We start from the raw sequence: 13,523 nt of genomic DNA, 5'->3' as shown, positions 1-13,523 counted from the left end.
CCGGGTGCTGTCCACCTCTGCCGCCGGCCGCGGCGCCGGCCGTGCCCCCCCCCGGCACTCGGCCCCCCTCCCCCGTCCGGGCCCGCCCGGGCGGGGGGGCCCCCCCCCCCCGCTTCCGCGTGCCCGGGCCGTTACCGCGTGCCCGGGCCGTTACCGGGGCCCCGCGGAGGGCCCCGGCCGGTGCGGCGGACCCTCCGGGGTTCCCTTAGGGGATGTCACAGCTAGGCCGCAATGGGCCCCTTGTTCCCCCGGCCCTCACACCGCACCCACACGGACCAGGTACGTTCGATGTGTGGCTGGATTCAGGATCGGACGCGGCCGGGACAACCGCACACCGCAGCAACACCCGCAGCAGCAGCAGCCGTACGGCGCGCAGGCATCACCGCCGCCGTACGGCGGGCAGTCGTGGCCCCCGGCGGGGAGCAACGGCGCACCGTACGGAGGCCCCCAGGGCGGCGCCCCGTACGGCGGCGGGCACGGCGGCAACGGACACGGGGGTGGGAACGGACACGCAGGCGGACACGGGGAACCGGAGTACTTCGGTGACCCCTACCAGCAGCCTTCGCAGCAGGACCCGTATGCCAACGCCCCGGGTCACACCCAGGCGTTCAGCATCCACGAGGACCCGTACGGCGACGGGAACACCTACCAGGCCGGCCAGGCCCCCGCGGCGCCCGCGGGGCCGCGGCTGCACTGGAAGCAGCTGCTGAGCGGCATCGTGATGCGGCCGGGCCCGACGTTCTTCCAGATGCGGGACTACGCCGTCTGGGGCCCCGCGATCGTCGTCACCTTCGTCTACGGCCTGCTCGCGCTCTTCGGCTTCGACCAGGCACGCGACGAGGCGATCCACGCGGAGGTCTCCACGGCCGCGCCGTACGTGATCTTCACGGGCGTCGGCTTCGTCATCGGCGGGCTGGTCCTCGGCGCGGTCACGCACACCCTGGCGCGCCAGCTCGGCGGTACGGGCTCCTGGCAGCCCACCGTGGGCCTGTCGATGCTCATCATGTCGATCACGGACGCGCCGCGCCTGGTCTTCGCCCTGTTCCTCGGCGGCGAGAACTCCCTGGTCCAGATACTCGGCTGGATCACCTGGCTGGCCGCCGGAGCGCTCTTCACCTCGATGGTGAGCAAGTCGCACGACCTGCCGTGGCCGAAGGCCCTGGGCGCCTCCGCGATCCAGCTGATCGCACTGCTCTCGATCATCAAGCTCGGCACGATCTGAGACACGACGCGACGGAGGGGCGGCGGGGGGGGGGCCCCCGGGGGGCCCCCCGCCGGCGACTGCGAGTCATATCTGGATGGTGATCATCTCTTTCGTACGACCACGAAGTCGGCGAGCTCGGTGAGCTGCGCCCGCACTCGTTCCGGCATGTCGACGCCGTGCAGCGCCTCGATGGCCACCGCGTGCTGACGGCGGGCTTCCTGGGCGGTCCACTCACGGCCGCCCGCCTCCTCGATGAGCGCCGCGCGGGCGGCGAACTCCTCTTCGGAGAAGCTGTCGAAGTCGCTGCTCTTGGCGTCGGCGGCGAGGAGTTCACCCAGCCGCTCCGACGCGGGTCCGCCCGCGGCGAGCGCCGCCACGACGGGCAGGGACTTCTTGCGCTGGCGCAGATCGCTCCACGTCTGCTTGCCCGTGGACTCCGGGTCGCCCCAGATGCCGAGCAGGTCGTCGACGGCCTGGAAGGCGAGGCCGAGGTGGTGGCCGTACGCCTCCAGGGTGTCGGCGGTGCGGTCGTCGGCTCCGCCGAGCACCGCGCCGATGGAGACGGCGCAGGCGAGCAGGGCGCCCGTCTTGTTGCCCTCCATCTCCAGGCACTCCTCGACGGTGACCCGCTCCCGGTGCTCGTACGAGATGTCCTGGGCCTGACCGTCGATCAGCTTGCGGCTGGCCGTGGTGAGCCGCCGGGCGGCCCGGCCCGCCTCGACGGTGCCGAGCTCCAGCAGGATCTCGTTGGCCAGCGCGAAGAGCGCGTCGCCGACGAGGATCGCCTGCGCGGGCCCGTGCACCTTCCACACGGTGTCGCGGTGACGGCGCTGTTCGTCGCCGTCCATCAGGTCGTCGTGCAGCAGCGAGAAGTTGTGCACGAGTTCGACGGCGACGGCTCCGGGGATCCCGGTCTCCGCCGGGGCGCCCGCCGCTTCCGCGGACAGCAGGGCCAGTGCGGGGCGCACCGCCTTGCCGCCGTCGCCGTCGGCCGGACGGCCGTCGATGTCGATCCAGCCGAAGTGATAGGCCGCGACGGTGTCCATGGGCGGCGCCAGCCGGTCCACGGCAGCTCGCAGCACCGGCGCTGACAGGGCCCTTCCGCGCTCCAGAAGCGCGGTGACGTCCGTGGGGTCCGCCACGGTGTCGTAAGCCGGATTCGCCGGGGTCACAGACTCTCCTCTTGTTCCGGTGGTACTGCTCATGCCGCCTCCTGCAGCGGATGTTCGTGGGGCCGGCCGAGGGCCTGGAGCGCGGCGTCGGCGGCGCTGAAGCCGCTGCGCACGGCACCCTCCATCGTGGCCGGCCAGCCGGTGGCGGTCCACGCTCCCGCCAGGCTGAGCCCGGGGGCGCGGGTGTGCGCGCCCGGCCTCAGACGCCCGGTGCCCGGCGTGGGCGCGAAGGTCGCGGTGCGCTCGCGGGTGACGAAGAAGTCCCGGATCCCGGCCCCTCGCGCCGCCGGGAGGAGCCGCTCCAGCTCGGGCAGGTAGCGCCGGCGCAGTTCGGCGACGGGCAGGTCGATCTCGTCCTGCGCCGCGGACTGGGACACGGCGAGGTACTGGCCGCCGCCCTGGAGGCCGGAGGCCGCGGTACGGTCGAAGACCCATTGCACGGGTGAGCCGAGCGCGGCGAAGAACGGTCTGCGCAGCACCGTGCGGTCGTAGACGACGTGCACGTTCAGGATCGGCGCGTCGGTGAGTTCGAGCAGCCGGCCGGGGTCGTCGAGTGCCCCGTCGGGCAGCAGCCGGTGGGTCTCGCCCTGCGGCACGGCGAGGACGACGGTGTCCGCCTCGAACCGTTCGTCCTCGGTCGCCACGGCCCAGCGGCCGTCCTCGGCGCGCTCCAGCGAACCGGCCCGGGCGCGCAGGAGGATCCGCACGCCCGCGGATTCCAGGGCCTTGCGGGCGAGGGTGTCGTGGAGGTCCCCCAGCGGTACGGCGGCCCAGCCGATGTCGGCGGCGCCCGGTTCCGAGAGGAGCCCGGTTGTGAAGACCTTCGCGGCGAGCGCCATGGAGGCGTGCGGCGCGGTGGCGTTGAGGGTGGCGACGCCCACGAGGTCCCACAGGGCCTCGATGGTGCGCTGCGACTGGCCCTGGCGCCGCAGCCAGGTCGCGAAGTCGATGCCGTCCAGGGCGGGGTCCGCGGGGTCCAGGCGGCCGAGGGCCAGGGCGGCGCGGGCGACGCCGGCCTTCTCGGCGAGCGAGAGGTGCGGGTAGGCGGCGAGGCCGCCCGCCAGGTGCAGCGGTACGGGCAGCCCGGTCCGGCGCAGCCGCCCGAGCCTGGGCCCGGCGGGCCGGCCGACGTCGAGGACGGGTACGTCGAGGCGGTCCTGGAGCGGGGCGAGGCGGGAGCCGCCGATGCGGTCGAGGAACCAGCGGTAGCCGGTGCAGCAGCGCAGGTAGACGTGCTGTCCGTTGTCGACGGACAGGTCGCCGCGCCGGAAGGAGAAGGCGAGTCCGCCGAGCCGCGGCCGGCCTTCGAGCAGGGTCACGTCGAGCCCCGCGTCGGCGAGACGCAGTGCCGCGGTGACGCCCGCCAGTCCGCCGCCGACGACCACCGCCCGGGAGGGCCGGGGGCTCGGGCCGCTCATACCGGCTCCCTTCGCCGTGTCCGCGCGGTCGGCGGCGCACACCGCGTCGTCGCGGACAGGGACGCACGTGAGCGCCGGGGGGTTGCCCGCCCGGCGTGTCGGATCGGACCCGTCATCAGACCCTCCCCCTGGCGGTCCGGCGTGAGATGTACCGTGCGTCGAGGCCCGACAGGCCGCGCACCGCAACGTACGCCTTCTCGTGCCCCGGCAGCGAGACCCTGCCGCGCAGGACCGCCTCGGGATCGCGTTCGATCCGGTCGAGGAGCCGGCGGTAGATGCCGGCCATGGCCGCCACGCAGGCGCCGCTGCGCCGGTCCAGCATGGGCAGCAGCCGGTAGCCCTCCGCGAAGAGCGCGCGGGCGCGGCGGACCTCGAAGTGCACCAGGCCGGCGAAGTCGGATCCGGGGGGCGGGGTGGCCCGGTGGAATCCGGCGGAGCAGCCGAACTTCGCCAGGTCGTCGGCGGGCAGGTAGGTGCGCCCGTTGCCCGCGTCCTCGCGGACGTCCCGCAGGATGTTGGTCAGCTGGAGCGCGAGGCCGAGTGTGTCGGCGTACTCCGCGGCCCGTTCGGCGCCGGGCGCGCCCGCCTCCGTCCCGAAGACGCCCAGGCTGAGGCGGCCGATGGCACCGGCGACACAGCGGCAGTAGGTCTTCAGGTCGTCCCAGGTCTCGTACGTCGCTCCGCGCACGTCCATCAGGACACCGTCGATGAGCTCGTCGAGGCCGCCGAGCGGCAGCGGGAACCGCCGGGTGGCGTCCGCCAGCGCGACCGCGACGGGGTCGGTGTCGTCCTCGTCGACGGCGTTGTCCCGGATCCGTCCGAGCAGCCCCCGGGTCTCCTCCAGCCGGGCGTGCTTGATCGCCGGGTCCAGCTCGCCGTCGCCGATGTCGTCGACCCGACGGGAGAAGGCGTACAGCGCCGACATGGCCTGCCGCTTCTCGTACGGCAGCAGACGGATGCCGTACGCGAAATTGCGGGCCTGCTGTCCGGTGACGGCCTCGCAGTAGCTGTATGCGGCCTGTACCGGTGCCGACATGTACGTCGTCTGTCCCTCCACGGTCCGGCTCACCCCTCTCTGTGCGCTCTTCGCAGGACGTCTCCCACCTCGCGCAGAAGTCTCGGCGCGGTGGGCTTGGGCGGTCCGGGCAGTACGTCGAATCCCGCGGCCGAGACCGCGCCGAGGGCGGCCCGCCCTCCGCCGACGAATCCGGCGAGCAGCAGCCTGAGCCGGCCGTGGACGCTGCCGACCAGCGGGACGCCCTCGTCCAGCAGCTCGCGGGCGCGCTCCGCCTCGAAGGCGATCAGGGAGCGTACGGCCGCGCCCGCGGACGGGGCGGCGAGGTCCGCCTCGCCGACGTGGAAGCGGGCCATGTCCTCGGCGGGCAGGTAGACGCGGTCGCGGCCGAGGTCCTCGGCGACGTCCTGGAGGTGCTCGGCGATCTGCAGGGCGGTGCAGACGGCGTCGGAGCGGCGGATGCGCTCCGGGCTCGCGGTGCCGGTGATCTGGAGGACGAGGCGGCCGACGGGGTTGGCGGAGAGCTCGCAGTAGGCGAGCAGCTCCCCGTAGGTCCCGTAGCGGCGGACCTTCTGGTCCTGCCGGTTGGCCTCGAGGAGGCCGAGGAAGGGTTCGGGGGTGAGCGCGCAGCGCCGCACGGTGGGGCGCAGGGCACGCATCAGGGGGTGGCGCGGGCCGTCGCCGGCCGGTGAGAACACGCGGTGCAGGTCGGCTTCGAGCGCGTCCAGGGCGGCGAGCCGGTCCTCGCCCTGCCCGGGGTCGAGGCCGAGGTGGCGGGCGTCGGCGCCGCCGGGGGCCAGGTCGCCGTCACCGATGTCGTCGACCAGACGGGCGAACCCGTAGACGGCCATCAGGTCGTCGCGCCAGGCGCGGGGCAGGAAGAAGGGGGCCACGGGGAAGTTCTCGTCCGCGGCCTTGTCGAGGGTGGCGGTGGCGGCGTCGGAGCGCGCCTGCTGGGTACGGGTCACTGCGGACCACCCGACGCGGGGACGGCGAAACCACGTCGGAGCTGGAGATTTTCCATCATTGCCGTCATATCTCCCGTTCTACACTGCTGACCCAAAACATCCCTTTTCGGACACGCCGCTCGTCCGGCCGAGTGCGACATGCTCACAACGGGCGATGCACAGGGGGCGTATCACCCCACATTGCCGCGAATCAGCACCGTCACAGCTTACGTTGTACAGCTCACAGGGCCGCGCCGGGGTGCGCCGCGCAGTCGTACAACATGCCGGCCGTCGTCAACCTTCCCCGGATCCGTGGCAATTGACGTCATCCGCCGGGAGGAGATCCTCCCCGGGAACGCCCGCGGCCCCCGCGGGTCACTCCGGCCGCGGACCCGCGTGCCAGGTGCCCCCCGCCGCCTCGTCGCGGCGGGGGACACGCGCGGCGGTTACTTGCCCGTCTCGCGCTCGTACGCCTTGAGCACCTCGTCGGTGCCGCCGTCCATCAGGAGCTCGCCCTTCTCCAGCCACAGCACCCGGTCGCAGGTCTCCCTGATGGTGGTGTTGTTGTGGCTGACCAGGAAGACGGTCCCGGCCTCCTTGCGCAGCTCGCGGATCCGCTCCTCGGAGCGGACCCGGAACTTCCGGTCACCGGTGGCCAGCGCCTCGTCGATCATGAGGACGTCGTGGTTCTTGGCCGCCGCGATCGAGAAGCGCAGCCGGGCGGCCATGCCGGACGAGTACGTACGCATCGGCAGCGTGATGAAGTCGCCCTTCTCGTTGATCCCCGAGAAGTCCACGATGTCCTGGTAGCGCGAGCGGATCTCCTCGCGGCTCATGCCCATCGCGAGACCGCCGAGCACGACGTTGCGCTCACCGGTCAGATCGCTCATCAGCGCCGCGTTGACACCGAGCAGCGACGGCTGCCCGTCGGTGTACACCTTGCCGTGCTCGGTGGGCAGCAGGCCGGCGATGGCCCGCAGCAGGGTGGACTTGCCCGAGCCGTTGGTGCCGATGAGGCCGATGGCCTGGCCCCGGTAGGCGGTGAAGGAGACGCCCCGCACGGCGTGCACCTTGCGCACACCGCGCGCTTCGCCCTTGCCTCGGCGCATGATCCGGCTCAGCGCCGCGGTGGCGCTGCCCTTGCCGCCGCCCGCGCCGTTGACGCGGTACACGATGTGCACGTCGTCCGCGATCACGGTGGGGATGTGTCCCTGGGACGATTCCTCAGCCACGGCCGTACCGTTCCTCTGCCTTCCAGAAGTACACGAAGCCCACGACGCCCACCACGAGCGCCCAGGCGAGCCCGACGGCCCAGACGTGCTGCGGCAGGTTCTCGGAGCCGTAGCCGTCGATCAGTGCGAAGCGGACCAGGTCCATGTAGATGGCCGCCGGGTTGTACTGGAGTACGTCGGCGATCCACTTCGGCTTGTCCGCCAGCATCACGGGGATGGAGAACATGACGCCCGAGGCGTACATCCACGTCCGCATGACGAAGGGCATCAGCTGGGCGAGGTCGGGGGTCTTGCTCCCCATCCGGGCCATCACCAGGGCCAGGCCCGTGTTGAAGAAGAACTGCATGGCCAGCGCCGGGACGACCAGCAGCCAGGAGAGCCCCGGGTAGCTGCCGAAGGCCACCGCGACGGCCACCAGCACGATCATCGAGTACAGCAGCTGCTGGAGCTGCTGGAGCGAGAACGAGACCGGCAGCGAGGCCCGGGGGAAGTGCAGCGCCCGGACCAGGCCGATGTTGCCGGAGATGGAGCGCACCCCGGCCATGACCGAGCTCTGGGTGAAGGTGAAGACGAAGACACCCGTCACGAGGAAGGGGATGAAGACCTCCTGGCTCATCCCCTTCCGGGTGCCCAGGATCAGCCCGAAGATCAGGAAGTAGACCAGGGCGTTCAGCAGCGGTGTGGCCACCTGCCACAGCTGCCCGAGCTTGGCCTGGCTGTACTGCGAGGCCAGCTTCGCCCGCGAGAACGCGAGGATGAAGTGCCGGCGGCCCCATAGCTGCCGGATGTAGCCGAACAGCCCGGGCCGGGCTCCGCTGACCGTCAGGCCGTACTTTTCGGCCAGCTGGGACGCGCTCAGTCCCTCGTCGGCGGACGGCGGGCTGCTCAGGGCAATCCCGCCGTCTTGGGTCGTGTCACTCACAGTTAAGAACTCTCGTCTTCACGATGCGCAGCCGGTCGCGGGCGCGGCCAAGGCGGACAGGTACCCCGTACGGAAATGATTACGGCTCATGGTCTCAGAGGGAAAGCCTCTCAGATCACCGGCGGCCGGCCCAGTCTGGTCAGCCGCCACACCGTACGCCACCTCATGGGGCGCCGGGGTCCGCAGGGCTTGGTCCAGCCTTCCCGGAAGCCCCCGAACCACGCTCTGAGGGCGGGCAGGGAGGGCCGCCGCACCAGGGTGAGGAGGAGCCAGACCCCGACGTAGAGCGGGACCAGGGGCGCCGGCAGGTTCCGGCGGGCGAGCCAGACGCGGTTGCGCGCCACCATGCGGTGGTAGACCGCGTGCCGCGAAGGGGCGGTGGTGGGGTGGTTGAGCACCATGTCGGCGCGGTACTCGATCATCCAGCCGGCGTCCTGGGCCCGCCAGGCGAGGTCGGTCTCCTCGTGCGCGTAGAAGAACTCGCCGGGGAGCGGGCCGGCGTCGGCGATGACCTGGCTGCGCACGGCGTTCGCGCCCCCGAGGAACGTGGTCACGCGCGAGGAGCGCATCGGGTCGGAGGCGCGCAGCCTGGGCACGTGCCGCCGCTGGGTGACCCCGGTGTCGGGGTCCGCGATGCGGAAGGTGATGATGCCGAGCCCCGGGTCCGCCTCGAACGCCTGCCGGCAGAGCTCGGCGGTGTCGGTGTTCGGCAGGTGCCCGTCGTCGTCGAGGAAGAGCAGGGCGTCCACGTCGGAGCCGGACGGCCCGAACGCCTCGATGCCGACGTTGCGGCCGCCCGGGATGCCCAGGTTCTCGGGCAGCTCGACGGTCCGTACGCCCGGGGGGACGTCGGGGACCGGTGCGCCGTTGCCGACGACGACCACCTCGATCCGGTCGCCGTCCTGCCGGGCGACCGAATCGAGCAGGGCGCGCAGTTCGTCGGGGCGGTTGCCCATGGTGATGATGACCGCGCCGAGTTTCATGGGAGAGCTCACTTCAGCCTGCTGGACGCCAGGATCGACACCAGGTGCAGGACGGTCTGGAGAAGGGCGATGCCGGCCAGGACCGCGACCGCGAGGCGGCTGAAGAAGAGGTCGTCCCTGACCGTGTCGAGGACGGCGACCACCAGGATGACCAGCGAGGCCTCGATGCCGAGGATCAGCCGGTGGAACTTGAGCGCCCCGGCGGCCCGCCGGGCCAGCGCCATGCCGGAGGAGCGCGGCTCGGAGGCGGCCTCCTTGACGGGCGGCAGCCCGCCCTGGTGACGGGCGACTCCGACGAGGTCGGTCTCGGCCTTGATCAGGATGGCGCCGAGCGCGGCGAGCGTGCCCAGGAAGGCCCACAGCCAGTCGATGCGTCCCGGGCCCCACAGGTCGGCCGCCCGCAGGCCGAAGCCGACCAGCACCGCCGCGTCGCACAGGTAGGCGGCCACCCGGTCCAGGTAGACCCCGCCCAGCGAGAACTGCTTCTTCCAGCGGGCCACTTCGCCGTCGACGCAGTCGAACAGCAGGTAGAGCTGGACGGCGAGCACGCCGAGCAGGGCCCCGGGGATGCCCGGGACCAGCAGGGCGGGCGCCGCGAGCACGCCGGCGACGGTCATCACGTAGGTCAGCTGGTTGGGCGTGACCTTGGTGTTCACCAGGTGCCGGTCGACGCGCAGCGAGATCTCGCGCATGTAGAGCCGGCCCGCCCAGTGCTCGCCGCTGCGCCGGTCCTTCACGCCCGGAGGGTGCACGACCGGACGGAGTTCAGCTATGGATGGCTTTTGCATAGTCGCCGTACGCGTCCCTGATCTGGTCGGTGGACAGGTTGAGGTGTTCCAGGATCGTGAAGCGCCCGGGCCTGGTCTGCGGGGCGTACTCGACGGCCCGCACGAATTCCTCGGTGGTGAAGCCGATCTCCTCGGGCAGCACGGGCAGCCCGTGGCGCCGCAGGACGGAGACCATCTGGACGGACTCCTCGTGCGCGCCCCGCAGGTACATGGCGAAGCCGGCGCCGAGGCCGACCTGCTCACCGTGGCTGGCGGCGCGCCTGGGGTACAGCAGGTCGAAGGCGTGGTTGATCTCGTGGCAGGCGCCCGAGGCGGGCCGGGAGTCCCCGGCGACCGACATCGAGATGCCCGTCAGCACGAGTCCCTCGGCCAGCACCTTGAGGAAGGCGTCGTCGCCGACCCCGCCGGGGTGGCGCAGCACCGCCTCGCCGGCCTGCCGGGCCATGGCGGCCGCGAGTCCGTCGATCTCCTCGCCCTGGACGTCGTGGGCGAGCTCCCAGTCCGCGACGCACGAGATGTTGGAGACGGCGTCGCCGATGCCGGAGCGGACGTAGCGGGCCGGCGCCTCACGGATCACGTCGAGGTCGATGACCACGGCGATCGGGGTGGGGACCCCGTAGGAGCCGCGGCCGTTGTCGTTGTCCAGGGTCGCGACCGGCGAGCAGAGCCCGTCGTGGGACAGGTTCGTCGCGACGGCGACCATGGGCATGCCCACGCGGGCCGCGGCGTACTTCGCCACATCGATGATCTTGCCGCCGCCGAGGCCCACCACGGCGTCGTAGCGGTTGCCCTTGATGCCGTCCGCCAGCCGTACCGCCGAGTCGATCGTGCCGTCGGTGACCGGGTACCAGTCGGCGCCCGGGAGCACCGGGGCGAGCCTCTCCCGCAGGGCGCGCCCGGAACCGCCGCTGATCGCGACGGCGAGCTTGCCCGAGGCGGAGATCCGCTGGTCGGCGAGGAGACCGGCCAGATCGTCCATCGCGCCGCGCCGGATGTCGACGACGACCGGGGACGGGATGAGGCGGGTCAGTACAGGCACGCGATCTCCCTGCCGCGGGCGAGGTCGTCGTGGTTGTCGATCTCGACCCAGGTCACCTCGCCGATGGGCGCGACGTCGACCGTGAAGCCGCGGTTGACGAGCTCCTGGTAGCCGTCCTCGTAGTAGAGGTCGGGGTCCCGCTCGAAGGTGGCCTTGAGAGCGTCGGCGAGCTCCTCGGCGGCCTCGGCCTCGATCAGCGTCACACCGATGTACTCGCCGGTCGCGGTGGCCGGGTCCATCAGCTTGGTGATCCGCCGGACGCCCTTGCCGTCCTCGGTGATGACCTTCATCTCCTCGTCGGCGAGGGTCTTCACCGTGTCGAGGGCGAGGACGATCCGACGGCCCCGGCCGCGCGCGTCCAGGAGGGTCTTCTCGACGGAGAGCGGGTGCACGGTGTCGCCGTTGGCGAGGATGACGCCCCTCTTCAGGACCTCACGCGCGCACCACAGGGAGTAGGCGTTGTTCCACTCCTCGGCCTTGTCGTTGTCGATCAGCGTCAGCGTCACGCCGTACTTCGCCTCGAACTCGGCCTTGCGGGCGTAGACCGCCTCCTTGCGGTAGCCGACGACGACCGCGACCTCGGTGAGTCCGACCTCGGCGAAGTTGGCCAGGGTCAGGTCCAGGACCGTCTTCTCCCCGTCCACCGGCACCAGGGCCTTGGGCAGCGTGTCCGTGTACGGACGCAGACGGCGTCCGGCACCTGCAGCCAGTACGAGGCCGATCATGCGAGTTCTCCTTCGTCGTGTACGGCGGGGGCCGAGGAGGACACCCAGAAGCGGATGGACTCCACGAGCACCACCAGAGCCACGGCGGCCGCGAGCGCGGTGAGGGCCGTGGTGAAATCCGGACCGTGGGTGAGTACGGCGGCGAGGAGGACCACGACCAGGGTCCGGCCCTCGTGTCCGCCGATGACGCGCACCAGCCACCGGGGCGGTGCCCCGGTACCGCCCCGGATGCGGTAGACGGTGTCGTAGTGATGGTAGGCGACGGCCGAAACCAGCCCGAATGCCGCGGGCACCGCGTGCGGTACGTCACTGCGGGCGGCCAGCACCAGCACCGTGCAGTACTCGGCGGCCCGGAAGACCGGCGGTACGAGCCAGTCGAGCGCGCCCTTGAGCGGCCGTGACACGGCGAGCCCGGAGAGGACCGCGTACACGGCCGCGGCGCCCACGGTCGGCCAGCCGCCGAAGGGGGTGAGGAGGGCCGTCGCGACCAGCAGCGCGGCCGCGGCGAACGCCAGGAGCGGGGCGGTGAAGCCCCCGCCGGGACGGCGCAGGACGGCGGCGACGGCCTGGGCGAGCGGGCCCGAGTCGGCGAGGTCGGCGAGCGCCCGCGCCGCGCGGTCGGTGCGCCGGGCCTTGCGGGTCAGCGAGCGCAGGAGCCGGCCGGCCGTGGTGTAGCAGGCGGCCAGCGTGCAGCCGACGAGCAGTGCGTAGAACACGATCCGGGGCGTGGTCACGGCGGTCAGCACGGCGATCATGGCCCATCGTTCACCGATGGGCAGGACTATCATCCGGCGCAGCCAGACCGTCCAGCCGACGCTGTCGAGCTTGTCGGAGAGCGCGGCGGTGGGGCTGGTGTTGGACACCGCGTCGTGGTTGGCCTCGTTGAACGAGAAGTCGACGACGTGGCGGCAGGCCTGGAGCACCATCGCGCCGAGCGCGAGGACCCACACGTCGTCGCCGCCACGGGCGGCGCCGAGGGCGAGGCCCGCGTAGTACGCGTACTCCTTGGCCCGGTCGAAGGTGGCGTCGAGCCAGGCCCCCATCGTCGAGTACTGGAGCGAGTACCGGGCGAGCTGCCCGTCGGTGCAGTCCAGGACGAAGGAGAGGAGCAGGAGCACCCCGGCCGCGACGTAGCCGCCCCGGGTGCCGGTCGCCGCGCTGCCCGCCGCGATCAGCGCGGTGATCAGCGAGGCGGTGGTGACCTGGTTCGGGGTGAGGCCCCGGCGGGCGCACCAGCGGGCGATGTAGCGGGAGTACGGGCTGATGAAGTAGGTGGTGAAGAAGCCGTCGTGGGCCTTCACCGCGCTGCGCAGCCGTACGGCCTCGTCGTCGACGGCGGCCACGGCGGTCCGCGCGGCGTTCCGTTCCTCGGGGGCGGTGGGCACCGCGGCCGTGAGGGATCCGAGCTCGGGGTGCTGCACGGCGGTGCCCTCGGCGTCCAGCGCCAGGGCCAGCCGGCCGGGCACCGTACGGTCCGGGGAGCCGTCGTCGTGGCCGGGGTCCGCGGCGGGCGCACCGGCGCCGACGACGGTCACGGCCCGCCGCAGGGCGCGCAGCAGCGCGGGACGGGCCTCGGGCTGCGCGGTGAGCGCTCCGGGGATCGCGGCGGCGGCGAAGCGGGGGTCGGTGAGTCCCAGCCTGAGGGCGTGGACGTGGCCGATGAAGCGGGGGTCCACGAGCGCGACGCGGCTGGCGGCGGGGACCGCGGCGAGCAGCTCGGCGGCTTCACCGGCGTCCGCCGCGGCGGTCACGTCGAAACCGAGCGACCTCAGATCGTCCTCGAGCGACGATCCGGGTACCGGCGCACCGGTGAGGATGGCGGTCGACAGACGAACTCACTCCTTGGTGCTGACGGGAACGGCGCGCGGGATACGGCCCGGGGGTGGGCCGGCGGCACGTCGGCTGAGGCTATCGGATGAACGGAAGGCCGATTTCACCACCCGTTCGTGCTCCGTTCGGGCGAATCGGCCATCATCCGGCGCCGTTCGCGATCATCATCGTCGATCAACGCCTCGACCCACAAACCGCGTCGGGACCGCACGGGGTCCCGGCGGGCCCCCGGAGGGCGGCACCGCGTT

General features: G+C 72.3%; 12 protein-coding genes. 1 reads left to right on the top strand and 11 read right to left on the bottom strand.

From position 1 onward, the window contains the following. Positions 1-292: 292 nt before the first annotated feature. Positions 293-1,222 (top strand): Yip1 family protein, encoded by a 930-nt coding sequence (locus ACFVS9_RS25030; protein ID WP_383119070.1) that lies wholly within the window; start codon positions 293-295, stop codon positions 1,220-1,222. A gap of 83 nt (positions 1,223-1,305) precedes the next feature. Here the strand turns inward: ACFVS9_RS25030 and ACFVS9_RS25025 are convergent, their stop codons facing one another. The 11 genes from ACFVS9_RS25025 to ACFVS9_RS24975 all read right to left on the bottom strand — a co-directional run bounded on the left by ACFVS9_RS25025 (position 1,306) and on the right by ACFVS9_RS24975 (position 13,196). Next, positions 1,306-2,409 (bottom strand): polyprenyl synthetase family protein, encoded by a 1,104-nt coding sequence (locus ACFVS9_RS25025; RefSeq protein WP_383114321.1) that lies wholly within the window; start codon positions 2,407-2,409, stop codon positions 1,306-1,308. Next, complete coding sequence (gene hpnE, locus ACFVS9_RS25020) at positions 2,406-3,794, bottom strand: hydroxysqualene dehydroxylase HpnE (RefSeq protein ID WP_383114320.1); 1,389 nt, start codon at positions 3,792-3,794, stop codon at positions 2,406-2,408. The genes ACFVS9_RS25025 and hpnE overlap by 4 nt, the downstream gene beginning before the upstream one ends. Before the next feature lie 115 nt (positions 3,795-3,909). Continuing rightward, positions 3,910-4,830: a presqualene diphosphate synthase HpnD gene (gene hpnD / locus ACFVS9_RS25015; RefSeq protein ID WP_389935581.1), complete on the bottom strand. Its 921-nt coding sequence runs from the start codon at positions 4,828-4,830 to the stop codon at positions 3,910-3,912. A 29-nt stretch (positions 4,831-4,859) separates the two neighbouring features. After that, complete coding sequence (gene hpnC / locus ACFVS9_RS25010; protein WP_383114318.1) at positions 4,860-5,777, bottom strand: squalene synthase HpnC; 918 nt, start codon at positions 5,775-5,777, stop codon at positions 4,860-4,862. A 425-nt stretch (positions 5,778-6,202) separates the two neighbouring features. Continuing rightward, positions 6,203-6,988, bottom strand: coding sequence for an ABC transporter ATP-binding protein (locus tag ACFVS9_RS25005; protein ID WP_383114317.1), 786 nt, complete (start codon positions 6,986-6,988; stop codon positions 6,203-6,205). Beyond that, a complete protein-coding gene (locus tag ACFVS9_RS25000; RefSeq protein ID WP_383114316.1) occupies positions 6,981-7,910 on the bottom strand; it encodes an ABC transporter permease in 930 nt (309 codons plus the stop codon). Before ACFVS9_RS25000 ends, ACFVS9_RS25005 begins: the two co-directional genes overlap by 8 nt. Positions 7,911-8,020: 110 nt before the next feature. Beyond that, entirely contained in the window at positions 8,021-8,893 is an 873-nt protein-coding gene (locus tag ACFVS9_RS24995) for a glycosyltransferase family 2 protein (protein WP_383114315.1), read from the bottom strand. Positions 8,894-8,901: 8 nt separating this feature from the next. Continuing rightward, positions 8,902-9,681: a CDP-alcohol phosphatidyltransferase family protein gene (locus ACFVS9_RS24990; protein WP_383114314.1), complete on the bottom strand. Its 780-nt coding sequence runs from the start codon at positions 9,679-9,681 to the stop codon at positions 8,902-8,904. Further along, entirely contained in the window at positions 9,659-10,720 is a 1,062-nt protein-coding gene (locus tag ACFVS9_RS24985; protein ID WP_383114313.1) for an iron-containing alcohol dehydrogenase family protein, read from the bottom strand. Before ACFVS9_RS24985 ends, ACFVS9_RS24990 begins: the two co-directional genes overlap by 23 nt. Beyond that, on the bottom strand, positions 10,708-11,445 hold the full coding sequence (locus tag ACFVS9_RS24980) for a sugar phosphate nucleotidyltransferase (protein WP_389935576.1): 738 nt from the start codon (positions 11,443-11,445) through the stop codon (positions 10,708-10,710). The genes ACFVS9_RS24985 and ACFVS9_RS24980 overlap by 13 nt, the downstream gene beginning before the upstream one ends. After that, positions 11,442-13,196, bottom strand: coding sequence for a DUF5941 domain-containing protein (locus tag ACFVS9_RS24975; RefSeq protein WP_389935574.1), 1,755 nt, complete (start codon positions 13,194-13,196; stop codon positions 11,442-11,444). Before ACFVS9_RS24975 ends, ACFVS9_RS24980 begins: the two co-directional genes overlap by 4 nt. Positions 13,197-13,523: the final 327 nt, after the last annotated feature.

Origin of the sequence: Streptomyces sp. NPDC058008 (genome assembly GCF_042886395.1) — a bacterium.
Classification (GTDB): Bacteria; Actinomycetota; Actinomycetes; order Streptomycetales; family Streptomycetaceae; genus Streptomyces.
The sequence above is the reverse complement of the archived record's forward strand: the minus strand, read 5'-3'. Positions and strand labels throughout refer to the sequence as shown.

What these genes read in the sequence shown, in the direction of transcription:
- ACFVS9_RS25025 (WP_383114321.1), bottom strand. Translation starts at nt 2,409, where the DNA reads ATGAGCAGTACCACCGGAACAAGAGGAGAGTCTGTGACCCCGGCGAAT.
- hpnE (WP_383114320.1), bottom strand. Translation starts at nt 3,794, where the DNA reads ATGAGCGGCCCGAGCCCCCGGCCCTCCCGGGCGGTGGTCGTCGGCGGC.
- hpnD (WP_389935581.1), bottom strand. Translation starts at nt 4,830, where the DNA reads ATGTCGGCACCGGTACAGGCCGCATACAGCTACTGCGAGGCCGTCACC.
- ACFVS9_RS24995 (WP_383114315.1), bottom strand. Translation starts at nt 8,893, where the DNA reads ATGAAACTCGGCGCGGTCATCATCACCATGGGCAACCGCCCCGACGAA.
- ACFVS9_RS24990 (WP_383114314.1), bottom strand. Translation starts at nt 9,681, where the DNA reads ATGCAAAAGCCATCCATAGCTGAACTCCGTCCGGTCGTGCACCCTCCG.
- ACFVS9_RS24980 (WP_389935576.1), bottom strand. Translation starts at nt 11,445, where the DNA reads ATGATCGGCCTCGTACTGGCTGCAGGTGCCGGACGCCGTCTGCGTCCG.